General features: G+C 63.3%; 15 protein-coding genes and 1 pseudogene. 7 read left to right on the forward strand and 9 right to left on the reverse strand.

All coding sequences use genetic code 11. The features are described 5' to 3' along the window. Positions 1 to 403 precede the first annotated feature (403 nt). Entirely contained in the window at positions 404 to 796 is a 393-nt protein-coding gene (locus AC5Y46_RS25190; protein ID WP_055577501.1) for an ArsR/SmtB family transcription factor, read from the forward strand. A 126-nt stretch (positions 797 to 922) separates the two neighbouring features. Further along, on the forward strand, positions 923 to 2,275 hold the full coding sequence (locus tag AC5Y46_RS25195) for an MFS transporter (RefSeq protein WP_065139369.1): 1,353 nt from the start codon (positions 923 to 925) through the stop codon (positions 2,273 to 2,275). Between the two features lie 248 nt (positions 2,276 to 2,523). Here AC5Y46_RS25195 and AC5Y46_RS25200 read toward each other — a convergent pair whose 3' ends face one another. Then, on the reverse strand, positions 2,524 to 4,527 hold the full coding sequence (locus AC5Y46_RS25200; RefSeq protein WP_065139377.1) for a heavy metal translocating P-type ATPase: 2,004 nt from the start codon (positions 4,525 to 4,527) through the stop codon (positions 2,524 to 2,526). Between the two features lie 94 nt (positions 4,528 to 4,621). On the opposite strand from AC5Y46_RS25200, the gene AC5Y46_RS25205 reads away from it, so the two are divergent. Further along, positions 4,622 to 4,984, forward strand: coding sequence for an ArsR/SmtB family transcription factor (locus AC5Y46_RS25205; RefSeq protein WP_065139421.1), 363 nt, complete (start codon positions 4,622 to 4,624; stop codon positions 4,982 to 4,984). A 582-nt stretch (positions 4,985 to 5,566) separates the two neighbouring features. Continuing rightward, positions 5,567 to 6,001, forward strand: a complete 435-nt coding sequence (locus AC5Y46_RS25210; RefSeq protein WP_063892871.1) for an anti-sigma factor antagonist — start codon at positions 5,567 to 5,569, stop codon at positions 5,999 to 6,001. A gap of 59 nt (positions 6,002 to 6,060) precedes the next feature. Here the strand turns inward: AC5Y46_RS25210 and AC5Y46_RS25215 are convergent, their stop codons facing one another. From AC5Y46_RS25215 to AC5Y46_RS25225, 3 genes are all read right to left on the reverse strand, one after another. Further along, a complete protein-coding gene (locus AC5Y46_RS25215; protein ID WP_065139378.1) occupies positions 6,061 to 6,717 on the reverse strand; it encodes a TetR/AcrR family transcriptional regulator in 657 nt (218 codons plus the stop codon). Positions 6,718 to 7,566: 849 nt separating this feature from the next. Further along, a complete protein-coding gene (locus AC5Y46_RS25220; protein ID WP_065139379.1) occupies positions 7,567 to 8,421 on the reverse strand; it encodes a polysaccharide deacetylase family protein in 855 nt (284 codons plus the stop codon). A gap of 239 nt (positions 8,422 to 8,660) precedes the next feature. Continuing rightward, on the reverse strand, positions 8,661 to 10,244 hold the full coding sequence (locus AC5Y46_RS25225; protein ID WP_065139380.1) for a PPE family protein: 1,584 nt from the start codon (positions 10,242 to 10,244) through the stop codon (positions 8,661 to 8,663). Between the two features lie 329 nt (positions 10,245 to 10,573). On the opposite strand from AC5Y46_RS25225, the gene AC5Y46_RS25230 reads away from it, so the two are divergent. Next, on the forward strand, positions 10,574 to 11,287 hold the full coding sequence (locus AC5Y46_RS25230; protein WP_216638374.1) for a hypothetical protein: 714 nt from the start codon (positions 10,574 to 10,576) through the stop codon (positions 11,285 to 11,287). A 149-nt stretch (positions 11,288 to 11,436) separates the two neighbouring features. On the opposite strand, the gene AC5Y46_RS25235 is transcribed toward AC5Y46_RS25230, so the two are convergent. The 4 genes and pseudogenes from AC5Y46_RS25235 to AC5Y46_RS25250 all read right to left on the reverse strand — a co-directional run bounded on the left by AC5Y46_RS25235 (position 11,437) and on the right by AC5Y46_RS25250 (position 12,997). Then, positions 11,437 to 11,754 carry a four-helix bundle copper-binding protein gene (locus AC5Y46_RS25235; protein WP_081283273.1) on the reverse strand — a complete coding sequence of 106 codons (318 nt, stop codon included), beginning with the start codon at positions 11,752 to 11,754 and terminating at the stop codon, positions 11,437 to 11,439. A 137-nt stretch (positions 11,755 to 11,891) separates the two neighbouring features. After that, positions 11,892 to 12,440: an IS110 family transposase gene (locus AC5Y46_RS25240; RefSeq protein ID WP_499993678.1), complete on the reverse strand. Its 549-nt coding sequence runs from the start codon at positions 12,438 to 12,440 to the stop codon at positions 11,892 to 11,894. Next, positions 12,343 to 12,619, reverse strand: a pseudogene (locus tag AC5Y46_RS25245) (transposase); the annotation flags it as partial. The gene AC5Y46_RS25240 and the pseudogene AC5Y46_RS25245, both read right to left, overlap by 98 nt. 189 nt (positions 12,620 to 12,808) lie before the next feature. Further along, complete coding sequence (locus AC5Y46_RS25250) at positions 12,809 to 12,997, reverse strand: DUF2188 domain-containing protein (protein WP_244892642.1); 189 nt, start codon at positions 12,995 to 12,997, stop codon at positions 12,809 to 12,811. 640 nt (positions 12,998 to 13,637) lie between these two features. On the opposite strand from AC5Y46_RS25250, the gene ricR reads away from it, so the two are divergent. Next, positions 13,638 to 13,928 (forward strand): copper-sensing transcriptional repressor RicR, encoded by a 291-nt coding sequence (ricR, locus tag AC5Y46_RS25255; protein WP_055577147.1) that lies wholly within the window; start codon positions 13,638 to 13,640, stop codon positions 13,926 to 13,928. A gap of 477 nt (positions 13,929 to 14,405) precedes the next feature. Here the strand turns inward: ricR and AC5Y46_RS25260 are convergent, their stop codons facing one another. Next, positions 14,406 to 14,627, reverse strand: coding sequence for a hypothetical protein (locus AC5Y46_RS25260; protein WP_155769010.1), 222 nt, complete (start codon positions 14,625 to 14,627; stop codon positions 14,406 to 14,408). A gap of 128 nt (positions 14,628 to 14,755) precedes the next feature. On the opposite strand from AC5Y46_RS25260, the gene AC5Y46_RS25265 reads away from it, so the two are divergent. Continuing rightward, entirely contained in the window at positions 14,756 to 15,193 is a 438-nt protein-coding gene (locus tag AC5Y46_RS25265; protein ID WP_065139385.1) for a DUF4189 domain-containing protein, read from the forward strand. Positions 15,194 to 15,835 lie beyond the last annotated feature (642 nt).

Here is a 15,835-nt window from a genome sequence, read left to right on the forward strand (position 1 = left end):
AGTGAAGACATCCGCTCACGCGTCGTGTCGGCAATGCCGGGGACCCTTGTCGGTGCGACGATTCCGGAGGTGGGAAACCTTGAGAAACCATGAACGGGACACTCGGCCACTTCTGGACCGACATCGACAACGTCTATAAGTACCGCAAAGCGGTACGTCCGCTTAGTCGATGACACCGTATTTCACACCAACACACTCCGAACCAGACATACCTAGCCGAGTTCGCCGATTTCAGTCAGTTGCGCGGGTACAACGTCGCCCAAGGGCGCCCCCGGGATAACACTCATGTGAGCATGAGAACCGAAGCCTCACGACTTGCGCTGCGCGCGTTCAACATCGGCAGCAACGAGGCACACCTTCCCAAGGGATAGCGCTGCCTTCCTGCGCAGGCTAGTATCTGCGTATGGATGCAGGTAATGCACGGCGGCGTCTGGATGACGAGCACGCCAACCTTGTCGTCGAAGTGTTCCGAATGCTGGCCGATCCGACCCGGATTCAGCTGTTGTGGGCGTTGACTGGTCAGGAGTTGTCGGTCAATGGGTTGGCCGAGCGGTTGGGCAAGCCTGCGCCGTCGGTGTCTCAGCATCTGGCCAAGCTGCGTATGGCGCGGTTGGTGTGCACTCGCCGATCGGGCACGACCATTTTTTACAGCCTGGAAAACGAGCATGTCCGCCAGTTGGTTACCGACGCGGTGTTCAACGCCGAGCATGCCGGGCAGGGCGTTCCGCCGCATCATCGCGCCGATGCTGCCGTGCACCCTCTGACCCGACGGCCGGCCAAGAAAGCCCAGAACTAGCCAGGTTGCCCCAGCGCGCCGCTGGTTTTTTGGCGGACGATTTCCCTATCGCGGGACTGGTTGCCCCGCAATGGGTTTCAACGGTGATGGCACCGTCGTGGCCTGACGAAGCAGGAGAGAACTGGCATGTCGTTGTTTAGCTACCGCGACTACCGGCGTTTGTTCGCCGCCCAGGTGGTCGCGTTGTTCGGGACGGGGCTGACCACGGTGGCGTTGGGGTTGTTGGCCTATCAGTTGGCTGGTGCTGACGCGGCCGCTGTTTTGGGAACGGCGTTGGCGATCAAGATGATCGCCTATGTGGCGGTGGCCCCGGTCGCTGCAGCGCATGCTGACCGGTTCCCGCGGCGACTGATGCTGGTGAGCCTGGATGTGACCCGGGCAACGGTAGTCGTGGCGTTGCCGTTCATCGACCAGGTGTGGCAGATCTATGTGCTGATCGCGATGTTGCAGTCAGCGTCGGCAGCCTTCACCCCGACCTTTCAGGCGGTCATCCCTGATGTGGTGACCGATGAATCCGACTATACCGCAGCGCTTTCCGCGTCCCAGCTTGCTTCCACCATGGAGAGTCTGCTCAGCCCGGTGTTGGCCGCGTTGCTGTTGACGGTGATCAGCTTCCATTGGTTGTTCGTCGGGACGGTGATCGGGTTCTTGATCTCGGCGGCATTGGTGATCAGCAGCCGGATCCCTGATGCGACTCCCAACCCACGCGCCAGCGCCTGGGAAAAGACTGCGGCCGGGATCCGGATCTTCGCCGCGACCCCACGGCTGCGGGGTGTGCTCGCCCTGGATCTGGTCGTGGCCGGAGCCGGGTCGATCGTCATGGTCAACACGGTCAACTATGTCCGCGACGCACTGGGCCGCACTCAAGCTGATGTCGCGTGGCTGCTAGCCGCTTCCGGGACCGGCACGATGATCGTCGCGTTGCTGCTGCCGCCGGTGCTGCGCCGGGTGCCCGAGCGAATCGTCATGATGGCCGGCGGGGCGCTGCTGGTCCTCGGTGCTGCCAGCGCGATCGGCCTGTCCGCGGCCCACGCAGATCAACGCTGGAGCGCGGCCTTGGTGATCTGGCTAGTCATCGGGGCGGGTATGAGCCTCGTGTTGACCCCGGTAGGCCGAGTGTTGCGCCGCTCGTCAACTCCGGCGGATCGGCCCGCGGTGTTCGCCGCGCAGTTCTCGCTGTCGCACCTGTGCTGGCTGCTGACCTATCCGATCGCAGGCTGGGTCGCCACCTTGGCCGGCTTCATCACAGCCTGGACCATACTGGGGGCGGTCGCTGCTGCGGGCGCGGTCGCTGCGCTGCTGATCTGGCCGCGCCGCGATCCTGAAGAACTGACTCACACCCACGACTCAGCCAGCACCGATCACCAACACCTCGACGACGCCACCGCCCTCGAGAGCGGCCGTATGCAGCACACCCACACCTTCATCATCGACCAAGACCACCTCCGCTGGCCCACAGCCCACCAAATAGCTAACTAGCCAAGCTCTTTCATCGTCCGGCTTTCGCGGGTAGCCCCCGATGGCTCGGTCTCTTCGCGGTGCCCGCCGGCCCGCGTCAGGGATGTGACGGCGAAATCGACGAATCACCAGCCCTTCAATACGACCATGAGGCCACGAGCACAGCCACGGTCATCAGAACTGTTATGACCACGATGATGCTGCCGCCGACAGTGACCGCGGTGTGACTGTACTGAGGTAGGTGCACCGACTCGACGGCCGACCACAGGTCAGGCCGGCCGCTCATCGCGACCCGCGGGGGACCGGGACGGGGACAGCCAGGCGCGGCGGGACAGGAGCCGCATTCCGTTGAGGCCGACGATGACGGTGGAGCCTTCGTGTCCGGCGACGCCCAGCGGCAGGGGTAGGTGACCGAGCAGGTCCCATAACACCAACACGGTGATGAAGGTCGACGCGATGACCAGGTTGGCGATTACAACGCGGCGCGCGTGTCGCGACAACGCGACGACCTTGGGGATGGTGGCCAGTTCGTCGCGGACGACGACGGCGTCGGCGGTTTCTAGGGCGAGGTCGGAGCCGGCCCGGCCCATGGCTATTCCGGTGTGCGCGGCGGCCAACGCCGGGGCGTCGTTGACGCCGTCGCCGACTAGCAGCACCCGATGGCCGCTGTCATCGAGTTCGCGCACGGCGGCGACTTTGTCCTGTGGCAGTAACCCCGCGCGCACGTCGTCGATGCCGACCCGCACGGCCAGCGCGGTGGCCGCGCGCTCGTTGTCGCCGGTCAACAGCATCGGTGTCGTGCCGGTCAGCGCGGTCAACGCGGCCACCGTAGTGGCGGCCTCGGAACGGAGTTGGTCGTCGAGTCCCAACACGCCGACCGCGATGTCATCGACGAGCACCACGACCGCGGTCTTGCCCTCGGCTTCCAACCCGGCCACCACCGCGCCGACCCGGCCCGAATTCGCGCCGCCGGGACCGGCGCGCAACAGCTGCGCCGGGCTGCCCACCGCGACCCGGCGGCCCTCGACCACCGCGCGCACGCCGCGCCCCGGAGCAGATTCGAACGCCTCGATCATCGGCAGTGTCAACCCGCGATCGGCGGCACTGGCCACCACCGCGGCGCCCAAAGGATGCTCGCTGGGGTGTTCGGCGGCCGCGGCCAGGGTAAGCAGCCCCTCGGCGTCCAAGCCGCCGCCGACGAGAGGTCGGATGTCAGACAGCCGGGGTGTGCCGCGGGTGAGGGTGCCGGTCTTATCGAACGCCACCATAGTGACCGACCCAAGCTGTTCCATCACGACCGCGGATTTGACCAGCACCCCGTGCCGGCCCGCGTTGGCCATCGCAGCCAGCAAGGGCGGCATGGTCGCCAGCACCACCGCACAAGGTGAGGCCACGATCATGAACGTCATCGCCCGTAACAGCGACGATTGCACCGCGGCGCCCAGCGCCAGCGGAACACCGAACACCAAAAGGGTGGCTACCACCACCCCGATCGAGTAGTACTGCTCGACCTTCTCGATGAACAGTTGCGCGTCGGCTTTGGTGGCCGAGGCCTCCTGCACCATCGCCACGATGCGCGCGACCACAGTGTCGGCGGCGGCGCGGTCCACCCGAACCCGCAGCACCCCAGTGCCGTTCAACGTGCCGGCGAACACCTCATCGCCGGGCCGTTTGGCGACCGGGAGCGGTTCACCGGTGATCGAGGCCTGATCCACCTCACTGGCACCGGAGGTGACCTGCCCGTCGGCGCCGATGCGTTCCCCCGGGCGCACCACAATCACATCGCCCACCGCCAGGGCCGCAGCATCCACCACGTCCTCCTGGCCCGATGCGGTGATCACCGTGGCGCGCTCGGGCGCCAGGTTCAACAGGCTGCGCACCGAGTCGGCGGTGCGTTGAGTCAAAAACGCTTCCAGCGCACCGGAAGTGGCGAAGATGACGATCAACAGCCCGCCGTCGAGGACTTGCCCGATCGCCGCCGCGCCGATCGCCGCGACAATCATCAACAGATCCACATCCAGCATGCGGTTCCGCAACGCCTGTACACCGGCCAGCCCCGGTTCCCACCCGCCGGTGACATAACACGCCAAATACAACGCCCACCAGACCCAGATCGGGGCACCGCCATATTGGGCGGCCAAACCAAGCGCGAACAACACCGTGGCCACCGCCGCCCACCGCACCTCGGGCAGCGCGAACGCCCGCGTGCGGATAGCGGCGCCATCGCCGCCGGCGGCGCGGACGGCGTCACGGTCGAGCACCTGAGATGACATCGAACTACCTTTGAGAGCACGGGTCGGGAACCTCACCACTATACAGGATTGCATGAAGAGGTCTTCATTCGTGCACGTTGATAGGATGATGATCATGGGTCATGGAGTAGAAGGCAGGTCCACCCCGCCCGCGCAGTTAGACGCCGACTCGGCGGCGTCGGTGGCGGCCACGCTGCAGGCGTTGGCCACACCAAGCCGGTTGCGGATTCTGACCCGGCTGCGACACGGCGCGTGCTCGGTCTCGGACCTGTCCGACGCCGTCGAGATGGAACAGTCCGCGGTGTCGCATCAACTGCGGCTGCTGCGCGCTCTGGGCCTGGTAACCGGCATTCGCAAGGGCCGGACCGTGGTCTACAGCCTCTACGACAACCACGTCGCCATGCTGCTCGACGAAGCCGTCTACCACATCGAACACCTCGGCAGCGAGATCAGCGACGACCCAGCTGTCACCGCCTGACCCGCCGCGAAATAGCGAATCGCGAATGGGGAGTACTTGTCTCTGATCGCGGGGTATTCAGATCTCGCTGACATGGACCAAGCAGGTGACGCCCTCCAACCGATCGACTCCCATGCCCTCTCGCTACCTCTCCCCTAGCTGAGCGTCCCAACGGTGATCCAGGATGCTTGACTGTGTCAGCCGCCGCCTTGCAGCCGCCGTTCAGAGATTGACGCAGACCGTCACTAGCTCCCCCGGCGATGACGTAGGACAGACAGATGACGTTCCGGTTCGACATCTCGCCGATCTGCCCGTCTGCGGTCAGGCTCGTCTGCGTCGGTGTCCGGGCCGGTATCGGTATGTACCAAAGATCATGCGGGATCGTGGCGGTTGCCTTACTACCATTTACATAACAAACCCTTCAGGGGTACGGTATCCTGACACGCGTTTACAACGTAAACCAATTGGGTGGGACAGGCCCGGGTCAGGCCCTTGAAAATCACAGGGGTGAGATAGGCACTTTGCAACGCCCGCTATGGAGAACGCGAGGGCTGCGCTGCTCGTTTGCTCCGCCTCCGCACGTCGGCGAAGGGCTAGCTTTGCATGAATGCCGGTGACAGCATGTTGCGAGCCATCACGAAGCGAACCGGCTCGGCGGTCTTGCTGTCCGTCAGCGGGGAGATCGACGCGAGCAATGTGAGGATCTGGAGGCAGCTGGTGCGCGAGGCCGCGCGTGCTGCAGCCGCACCGGGCCCATTGGTCATCGATATCAATGGACTGGACTTCATGGCGGTGTGCGCCTTCCGCGTCTTGGTCGAGGCCGCAGAACACTGCCGCGGCGAGGGCATCGAGCTGCGGCTGGTCAGCAGCCAACCAATCGTGGCCCGCATCATTGCTGCGGCCCGCCTCAAAGCCGAGCTGCCGTTGTATCCGCACGTGAAAGCGGCGCTGCATGAGCACCTGTGCACCGGGGCTGCCGAGCCGTCAGCCAAGGGGCCGACCTCACCGGCACCGCGATCTCGCTGGCCACACTGGTGAATAGGCGTCTGCCGGCGCAGAGTGGGTTGAGCAGCCCGACGTCGGGGAAACCGGCGGCGTCAACGCCTTGCCACCAACAATTCGAGCCGATCGAGCAGGGCTTCTAGCGCCTCTTCGAACTCGGCGGTGCTGTGATCCTCGGACAGGATTGGCTTGAGTCGCTGCAAATGCCGATAGTCCGCCAAACTAGTCGTGAGTTGGTTTCCATCCACGATGGCCTCATCGGGGTGCAGTTCGGCGCCACGCTCTGACACTTCGAGCAGGAGATGGCCGACCAGGAAGGTGGTGTAGCTGCGGTAGGCGGCGACCGCGGCGGTGTCGTCAAACCCAGAAGAGATCAACGTGTCAAGGAAGCCTTCCATCCAGCGCAGGCTGCGCAGCGGTGGTCGCACCCAAGGCGCTTCAGGCGCATGGGTGGCGACCAACGGGAACACCTCCGGATGCTGCAGCGCAATCTGGCGCACCCCATGGGCCAGCCGAAGCAAGTAGTCCTGCCAACCGTCCTCTTGCCGGCGCGCGGCGAGCTGATCGGTGTAGAGGCGGTCTGTGATGTGGTCGACCACCCCGGTGAGCAGGTCCCCGCGACTGTGCACGTAGCGGTACAGCGCCATTGCCTCCACCCCGCAGGCCGTGCCCAACCGACGCATGGTCAGCCTGGGCAGGCCGTGGCGATCAATCAAGTCAATGGCCGCATCTAACACATGGTCCCGACTCAACCGCGGCTGTTGATCATTGCCAGCACCGGATCGGTCAACCCGATCGGCCCCGCACCACTGTGACGTACCGCCAAGACTTTGGTCATCCACCACAATTGTCACCTAACCGCCTCAAACCAATGCAACCAGCGCTTCCAGGCTAGTCACCCGGGCGCCTTCGGCCCCCCACGTCGACAGTAAGTCGCGGCAGACCGCAGCCCCCGGCAAAGCGAACCTAGAAAGAAGCACTCCGCCCCACACAATGGCCTAAACCCTGATCGCCACGTTTGTCCCGTGCTGGGGTGATGCGGTGTTGCGCCCAGCACGGCAGCCAAGCCTCAACTTTGCGCCGACTGCGTAGCGTCATCGTCGTAAATTGGCAGAAGTGTGTCGGCTCCGGTCTAACTGATCGGGTGATCCCGCCCGCACGAAGTACCAGCCCGCCAAGCGGCCCACAAACTGTCGGTGAGCCGGCGAAACGTCCTTAAGCCACGGGCCGCGGCGTGCGTGCCCCCACGCAATCCACCTCACCGCACCCTCGATCGAACTGCCCAGGACCAAAGCAGGAAGAGGACGACTAGCACCCTCTGGGTACACTACAAGCGCCTGGCGCACCCTAATTGGGGACACTGCAAACCGCCCGATGACTGTGCTGGAACCACACTAGCGCAGTGGTGGCCGCAGGGATGGCTGTCGCAGTGCTGCCGGGTTGTTGTGATGCGGTTCGGTTCCAGTCGCGGGGACTATTTGGGCGAAGCAGGGGGAACGGGAGCCGCGGCCGTGACGTTCCTGTTGGCCGCGTCGGCGATAACCCGTTAGTGCTGTGGACTTCGCGTTGAAGCCTTCCGCCTCGTTGGCCGCGGGGGGCGCCTATTGCGGTGGGCCGCCTGCACTTTGATTCGGCAGATCGGTGATCGGGATGTTCGTCGCCGGCGTGGGCGAAGGCGTAGCCGGCAAAGCCGGGATGTCGGCGGGTTCGATGTCGCGCAACACGTTGACTGGCGGCCCGTTCTCGCGCCCTCCGTAACTGCTGCCCGGTGAACGCGAGCCAAGGAGGTGACTGACCGTCACCACGTGATAGCCGTTGGCCGTCAGCACCGGCAGGAACTGATACACCAGATCCACGGTGCTGGAATAGGTGTCATGCAGCAGCACCACCGATCCCGGCTTAATCTGGGTGATCAACATGGAACGGGTGGCTGCGGTGTTGGCGTCGTTGATCCAGTCGAACGGGATGACATCCCAGTTGATGTCAGCCAGGCCCTGCCTTCGGGCTTCGTCGAGCACGGCGTCGTTGATCAAGCCGCCGGCGGTGCGCAGCAGTGTGGGTGAGCATCCGGTCGCCGCGGTGATGGCTTGGGAGGCAGCCGCGAGCTGCCGCGGGATCTGGGCTGGATCGATCGTGGTCATATTGGGGTGCTCCCATGTGTGGTTGCCCACCTCCATGCCAGCGTCGACGATGCGCTTGGCCGCCTGCGGATCACGGGCGACCTTGTTGCCGATCAAAAAGAACGTCGCCTTTGCATCACGCCGACCCAGCACCTGCAACAGCCGGTCGGTGAACGGAGTCGGCCCATCATCGAACGTCAGTGCCACGCACTTGGCCTTCTGGCAATCCACGTGGTCGGTGTCCTGACCGCGCCGGTACCACACCACGATCGCCGCCGCCACCACGACCACGACGACGGCGCCCACCCCCACCGCCCAGCCGTTGCGGCGACTCATTCCCAGCCCGACCACCGCTCACCCCCAAATCCGCGCCCCTCACAAACCCGGCGCACCATAACCCGGGACGTTCAAAGCAGTTCGGCCCTGCGGCACGGCTTTGCCAATGTTTGTTTACCCCCGTATCAAACAACCCCAGCGAAGCCGGTGCCAACACACCCCGCCCGTGCCGACGACCCGAGGCTCGCGTGATGTCCCAGCTGTGCCCTCGTTCCGAGACCCAGCGACACGACAGCGGTTCAGGGAGCGCCGGTTTGGTCGGGATTCCAGGTGCCCGGGACCATCGGCAGCCTTGGCCCGCTGCCGAATTCGTTTTCGGGCAGCTTGGCCATACCCACCGCCGCAACGCCCGCTTCCTTACTCATCATGCCGGCGAACCCCAGATTTCCGGCAGCTTGATCCGACGCGGCGCTCGACAGCTTCTGCTCTCTATTTGGCGGTACGCCCCACTCCGGGTCGACATCGACATTCATGTCCATGAACTCGTCGCCGTGGTCGTGCAGCGCCGCGTGCCGGCGGCGACGTGCCCGCGCGCGCGCGGCTGCGCCGGCTGCCGCCGCGGCAGAATCGGGTTCTAGCGCCTTCTTCTTGGCACCGGCACTGGCACTCGCGCTACTGCTCATCCCAGACCCGAAGCCGACGCCAGGGCCGCCCCCCACCAAGAACGGGTAACCGAAGCCGGTGGCCGCCGGAGCCGGTGGCGGCGGTGCCGCCCCGGCGCTGGCAACCGTACTCGTAGCGGGCGCGGGCGCGGAAGCCGGCGCAGCGGGCGCGACTGTCACGACACCCGGGGCCATCGCAGCGGGCGGCAACATTGGCCCTGCAGGGGCGACAGGCGGCGCCCCGACAGCGGAGGTCACCGCAGGCTGGATGGCGGCCAGGCCGGAAAGCCCGGCCAAACCGGGGACCGCTCCCAGATTCGTGACGGCGGCACCGAAAGCGACCCCCAGTAATAGCGGGGCCTGGTTCAACGCTTGAAGAATCTGCGGAATGTGCAGAGGGTAGTCGAAAACTAGGAGATAAAAGTAGGACTGCAAAGCCTCTTGCGGATTAGTTAACAGTTCCTGAGCAAACGTCTCAAAATCTTTAGGGAATTCGATCGCCCGAGCAACCCACCAGTACGGGTCGGCCGCATTCGTATATTCCTCGAAGGGAATCCCGTTCAGGGTGCCCTCGGCAGGATCCCACATCACGCGGCCACCGGAGATGATGCGCAAGAACTCCGCAACGGCGTCGTCGATGGGGGTGGCCGCACCCCCATGCCCGTCCCCACCCGCCTGGTTGTCCCCTTGAACAATTTCCGGAGCCGGAGCGGGCTGCGGTGTCGACGCCAGCGCCGCGCCCGACGCTGCTTCATATGTCGTCATGGTGGTGGCGGCCTGGATCCACATCCGCACGTAGTCGGCCTCGTTGAGCGCGATCGGGATGGTGTTGATCCCAAAAAAGTTTGTCGCCACCAATGTCCCGTGGATGACGTGGTTGGCGGCTAGCTCGGGCAGCGTCGGCATTGTCGCCAGCGCGGTCATGTATGCGGCGGCCGCGATCTCGTGCTGCGCAGCGGCGTCCGCGCTGGTAGTGCCGGCCTGCGTCAGCCACGCCAGATACGGCGTGTGCGCGGCCAGATACTGCTCGGCGCTCGGCCCCTCCCAGGCCCCGCCCTGCACCGCACCCAGCAAAGCCATGAGCTCGTGGGCCACCTCGGTGTACTCGGTACTCAACGCCGACCACGCCGCCGCGGCCGCCAACAACGAGCCGGGTCCCGCGCCGCTCGTGAGCGACGTCGAGTGCACCTCAGGCGGCCACGCCATCCACACCGGGGCCATGTCAACACTCCTCCACCAAGCACCAGCCGCACAGCTTACTGGCTTTGACAATCATTATCAATAAGAGCGTCCCAAGGCGGGTCATATGATCGAATGTGCGAAATTCCAAGCAGGTCAACGCAGTTGCGAAGAAACGCGTGAGCTGCCTCGCGCGGGAACCCGGCCCCGCGCAGCTGACGAGAGCAGTCCATCCAGTCGTTTTCGTGGTTGCGCGTTCAGGGTCAAGCGGTTCTGCTGGATGATCTGTAAACACAGATCGCAGATGCGTGAGAACCTATTCGCAACCGGCCATGTGGACCTCAGCACGTACTCGGGTGAAAAATAGAATGATGGATTTTCAGTATCGGCCGGCCCCCGGAGTCCGCCTCGGGTGGCGACTCGAAAGTCATGACCTTTTCACCGATGCCGTCGTTGATAATCTGTGCGAGGTCGAGGAGGCCATAGCCCGGGCCATCACTGCCCATTGCCACGAAAATGCCGTGGCACTGACGCTCGTTCGCGGCGCCCACGGATGGCGTGAATTCACCACCTCAAACGGCAACGTCACATCGTGTCGGTGGACGATGGTTCTACGTGACTTTAGTTGCGAGGCTTGCGGATACGACACATGGGACGAGACGTACAGGGTAAATGATGCACTGTGGGCTGCCGCGGGCGATGTTCGCGGCCGCCTTTGTATCGGCTGCCTTGAACAACGATTACACCGCCCACTCACACCCGGCGACTTCGTCGATGACGATGACGTTCCGATGAACCGACCAACCTCGCAACGGTTGACTGACCGACGAATCCGTCCGCAAGCCCCGCGACCGAACGTTGGCTTCGGCGCCCCGATCGGGAGCGTTGACCTGTGCGCTTTCGACGACGCGGGGAACGCCTACGAGATCTTGGCATGCCCGGACTGCCTGCCCTGGCGGGCAGAGGTCGTTCGTGATCCGCGAACAAAGGAGCTCCTCATTCGTGAGTGGCATGCAGTAGATTGCGAGCTTTTTCAAGAGCTCATCCGCGACGATCATCTCCGCTGGCACCAACCGACCGCTTAACCCAACCGCCGCCACCAGAAACCGGGCAACTCGATCGAGTCCCCAGTCTGGGGGGCCCGTCACGGCGTGACCCAAGGCCGCCACGGGGCGCGTTCATGGCCGCTCCACCAGCTAGGCGCAGCGGCCATGAACTTGGCGGCTGGATTGGATCAGGCCATCGCCCGGCACTCTTGAGCGCAGCGGCGACAAGACTCTGCGCAGGCGCGGCAGTGATCGTTGTCGTGCTTGTCGCACTCGGCCGCGCACGCCTCGCAAATCTCTGCGCACAACTGGCACAACTGAGACGCCCAACGAGACCCACGGGACACCAGCGTCACACACGCCGCGCAAATCGCTGCGCAGTCCAAGCATAACCGGACGCAGTCGGCCATCTTCGTATCGTTGATGCAACAGTTCGCGCACGCCTCGCACGCCGCCTGGCACTCCGCGCACGCATCCAGACAGGCCTGGTTTGCCGCTACCGCCATGACAAAATCTCCTTACTCGTCGTTCGTAAAACTTTTGTTGTCATTTCTTTACTCCTCTCGCGCTGCTTGCTGGCGCAGGTTGAGTCTGCCACGCAGGTACCTCACGGGGGTAGGGTACAAAGTCCTTCGTTGGCGCTTCAGGTATCGACCCGCGAGGAGATCAATGATGACCTCGAGTTGGCCCACCGTGGTGAGGCCGCGATCGTGACGATCTGCTCGTCGAGGCGATCCCGAGCTGCAGTCGCGGTGAGCATTGCATCGAAGTGGTGATGAAAGGCCGCACTGGTGTGGGAATCGTCGAATCGTTGACGACGCAGCCAGGTTTCGTGCACCCCATTCCAGCCCGGCCCACCCGAATACACCCGACCCTGCCGCAGCAGCAGTTTCGACAGCCGATCGCGGACCCGCATCAAATCGGCGCGGGCGTCTTCGCGGGCGCGCACCAGATCCCGCACCGCCTCCACTTCGGCCTCGGGCACGGTAGCCGTAGTGATCTCACCTAAGCGCAACAGCCGTGTCAGGTGCACAGCGTCACGAGCGTCGGTCTTGACCCGATCCCCAGCCGGGCGAAGACCGCTCGCTTCAGGTCTCGTTGGCGTGCTTGAGTTCTCGGTTCTCCTGCTCAACATCCTTGATCCGCTGGGACTGCGCGGCGGACACCCCGGGCGCGTATCCGTGATCGACATCGGCCTGGCGGACCCAGGAGCGCACCGACTAAATTTCGTACCCGAGTTGGCGTGCTGACCCGATGCACTGTCCGATGCCTGGTACCCAACTCCGCACGCACACACGGACCATCCGCGGCGACTTTCTCCGGACTGCACCGACGCGACGTCGGCTTTCCAGGCACCTGTTCCTTCGACATGGCTCCATCTTCATTTCCAAGGTCTAGAGCGCCTCCGCACATGCCAGGGCGATTCAGCCATACGAACATCGCTGGCGGCATGGAATGTACAAGTGCGTTGGCAACGGCGATGACTGCGAGACCGCTGCACTGCCGCCCGCCAGCGCAGCCTCGGTCGCATCGGTTCCGCCACTCCTCAATACGGCTGAGTCACCCGTTCGGATGGTGTGGATCATTTCCGTACGAGTTTTTCTCACCAATCGTGCCATCGAGCTTTCGGACCATGTGTTCTACACCCCGGTCCTTCGCCATCTGTCGGCCGATGGCCTGCTGGTCGGCCATAGTGCCACCAGTATGAGCTGCGCGACTGCTGCTGCCTTCTACCTTCGACTTCCACACCCCGTCTTCGTTGTAGGTGCTTAGATCGCCTTTACCATTGCTAATCCTCCATACTCAGTTCGGCGTAGCTCCAAGTTTCTCACCAAGACTGACACGATCCAGAAGTCAATCAACTGTTCGGGGGAAGGTGGCAGCGACCAACCAACGCGACCGATTGAGCAGGCACTGGGACCATTCGCTTAAGTGCCGTTACCCCTTGTTATGGATGATGATTAGTCGCACGGATTAGAGAGCGTTCCTCTGCGGCCTGCACATGTGTTGCCCGTGATCTCGGCAACGCGTAAATGCAACTCGAAGAGAGCTATCAGCAAACCCCGCCCTTGGGTAAATTCATTCGTCGCGTTAGTAGGCGAATGTCGCTTTCGTTCCCCTTAACCCAACGCGCCACATGCCACCACAGCAGCAGTAGGTAGACCCCCACTCCAAGAGGCGTATGAGGTCGAACAGGCCTCAGCGGCTGAATGTTGACACCGGTCTATGCATTCTCTGCTGGTGATGCCTGCAGGCCTACATACCGAGAGCGACGATAGCCGGAACTCCCGTTGGGTACAATAGCTACAAAAGACGTCGTTGAATGTCGAGCACGCTCATCACGCGGCAATACAATCTACGACCCGATGATCCGAGTCCAGGAGTTCAAATGAAAACGACGAACGGATATGCGGCAAACAAGGACAGCTATGCCAAGCGATTGCGTAGAATTGAGGGCCAAGTTCGCGGCATTGCGAAGATGATTGACGAAGACAAGTACTGCATCGACATCCTCACTCAAATCAGCGCGGCCAGCAGTGCTTTGCGGTCCGTGGCGCTCAACCTGCTCGACGACCATCTCGATAATTGCGTAAGCCAAGCAGTTGCCGAGGGAGGAAAGGAGGCGGACGCAAAACTGGCCGAGGCATCCGCGGCTATCGCGCGACTTGTTCGATCCTGACTAGATATGAACGCGACTGCGGAAGGTGGTCCAAGAGTCTTTTAGCGCCCGACGTACGCGAAGCCCGGGCAGCAGTGCACCGAGTCTGGTTGCGAGTGAGCGCCTGTGCCCGGAGGCCAGATCCGCGAGCGTTCTCGGTGCCTCTGGGCGCTATTTCGCCAGTGGCGGAGATCGCCGACACGAGATGGTCTACGACAATATCTCGGGTGCGCGGCCCCGCGCCCAGTGGCTCACCAGCACCCCACAACCCCGTTTGCGAGCGTGCCCACAAGCGGTATGCAGCGACTGACCCGGCATGAAACTCAACCGTCGGGGCCGCAACAATATGTCTTGCGTATTACTGCGAGATTAAGACTTTGGCCCCCGCCCTACCCCCCAAGGGTATACTGTGGCAGAATCCCCAGGCATGACGCAAACAAATGAGTCCAGCGAGCCGCCGGCCACGGCAGCACAGCCTTCCGTCGCCGATCACCCCAATCAGCCCAGCCGGGTGGATCGAATCTGGTCAGTGGTAGCGATCACCGCCGGAGTCGTCTTCATCGTGACTGTGATCTTCTTTTGGGGTTTCTTCTTGGGGCGAGCCACGGACGGCCCCGGCGGCGGCCAGCGAGCCTCCGGCGGCTCGGGCGACAGCAGCTGTCCGATGATGGGATCCGGCGGGGGAATGCGACCCGGCACGATGCAGCCTGGAAGCCCCATGGAGCCTCATCAATCGGGAACGCCGACACCCCAGCTGACACCGCATCCATAACTTCAAAACGCCCGCGGTGTAGCCAGGTTGGCCTCCCACGAACTCCTCCGCCAGACCTCAGAAAGGGGTTAGTGAAATGAATACGAAACGCCGTCAGCAAATGGGGTTTGCGGTGGCCACCGTCGGCGCCACAGCGGGGCTGATGATTCTGGTACTTCCGCTTATTCCCCAGGTAAGTGCCAACCTCGACAATGCAGCAGTGGCCGAGATGGGTATGGCCAACCAAATGCCCGTCCCGCATGTAATGCGTTACGGTGCGATCGCTTACTCCCCAAGCACCGGCGCATGGGGCACCTCGCGGGGCTACCAGGTCAAGACTCAAGCCGAACGAGTCGCTGTGGAGCAGTGTGGTGAAAATGACTGCAGAGTCATCATCAGCTTCAACCTCTGCGGCGCGGTGGCCTCAGACGGCTCGAATTACCAAGGTGGAACCGGTCTCTCACGTCAAGCGGCAGAACAAGACGCGTTGAACAGGCTGGGCGGCGGGAAGATAGCCAACTCGGTGTGCAACTGAGTTGGCGGCACATTCTCGATCAGATCGCGCCGACCCCGACAACCACGTTCGCGCTGCCTGCGCCGGGAAAAATAAGAGACTCCGGCCCCGCTTCTCGGCCGGCTCCACCCGTCCCGGCTCCCGTGAGTATGCCGAAGGCACCCAGCCACATCAGCGGTGAACGCGTTCGCGCGCTGAAGATGATGATCTGCTCGCTCGCCACACCCAACAAGTAACTGCGTGCCGAACAGCGTTGCACCCTCGAATCACTGGCGATCGCGAACGCATCCGGGGGTGCGACTGATCGATAGCCAGGTGTTCGACGGTGCACCCTTTACCGCCGATCACGTATAGAGCCAGAGCCGCACGACTCGTCATACCGGTTTGCAGTCGGTCGCGTGAGCGTTGCTGCCCATCTCGCGTTCCATAACTGGCGCAATGACGGCACAAATAGTACGGAGCCCGGTTGCCCACGCAGACAACATAATTGCGTGACTAGGGTACCCCATAGGGGTACATTAAAGCACCATGAGGAGAGTGTAATTCTGCCGCAGACCCCCACAGCTGCTTCTCGTTCAACTCAGCACAACAACATGCCGCCGCCTAGATAAACGTCTGTTTGAACCAGCCCGGGTTTCGTGCGCACCTTCTTTCGAGGGAAGG

The sequence above is a fragment of the Mycobacterium sp. NGS59 genome (assembly GCF_059812345.1).

Coding starts and splice junctions, on each gene's coding strand:
- ricR (WP_055577147.1), top strand. CDS start 13,638: ATGAAAACGACGAACGGATATGCGGCAAACAAGGACAGCTATGCCAAG.
- AC5Y46_RS25225 (WP_065139380.1), bottom strand. CDS start 10,244: ATGGCCCCGGTGTGGATGGCGTGGCCGCCTGAGGTGCACTCGACGTCG.
- AC5Y46_RS25210 (WP_063892871.1), top strand. CDS start 5,567: ATGAATGCCGGTGACAGCATGTTGCGAGCCATCACGAAGCGAACCGGC.
- AC5Y46_RS25260 (WP_155769010.1), bottom strand. CDS start 14,627: ATGGGGCTTCCAGGCTGCATCGTGCCGGGTCGCATTCCCCCGCCGGAT.
- AC5Y46_RS25220 (WP_065139379.1), bottom strand. CDS start 8,421: ATGAGTCGCCGCAACGGCTGGGCGGTGGGGGTGGGCGCCGTCGTCGTG.
- AC5Y46_RS25240 (WP_499993678.1), bottom strand. CDS start 12,440: ATGTCGATCACGGATACGCGCCCGGGGTGTCCGCCGCGCAGTCCCAGC.
- AC5Y46_RS25230 (WP_216638374.1), top strand. CDS start 10,574: ATGGATTTTCAGTATCGGCCGGCCCCCGGAGTCCGCCTCGGGTGGCGA.
- AC5Y46_RS25235 (WP_081283273.1), bottom strand. CDS start 11,754: ATGGCGGTAGCGGCAAACCAGGCCTGTCTGGATGCGTGCGCGGAGTGC.
- AC5Y46_RS25205 (WP_065139421.1), top strand. CDS start 4,622: ATGGGTCATGGAGTAGAAGGCAGGTCCACCCCGCCCGCGCAGTTAGAC.
- AC5Y46_RS25200 (WP_065139377.1), bottom strand. CDS start 4,527: ATGTCATCTCAGGTGCTCGACCGTGACGCCGTCCGCGCCGCCGGCGGC.
- AC5Y46_RS25195 (WP_065139369.1), top strand. CDS start 923: ATGTCGTTGTTTAGCTACCGCGACTACCGGCGTTTGTTCGCCGCCCAG.
- AC5Y46_RS25190 (WP_055577501.1), top strand. CDS start 404: ATGGATGCAGGTAATGCACGGCGGCGTCTGGATGACGAGCACGCCAAC.
- AC5Y46_RS25265 (WP_065139385.1), top strand. CDS start 14,756: ATGAATACGAAACGCCGTCAGCAAATGGGGTTTGCGGTGGCCACCGTC.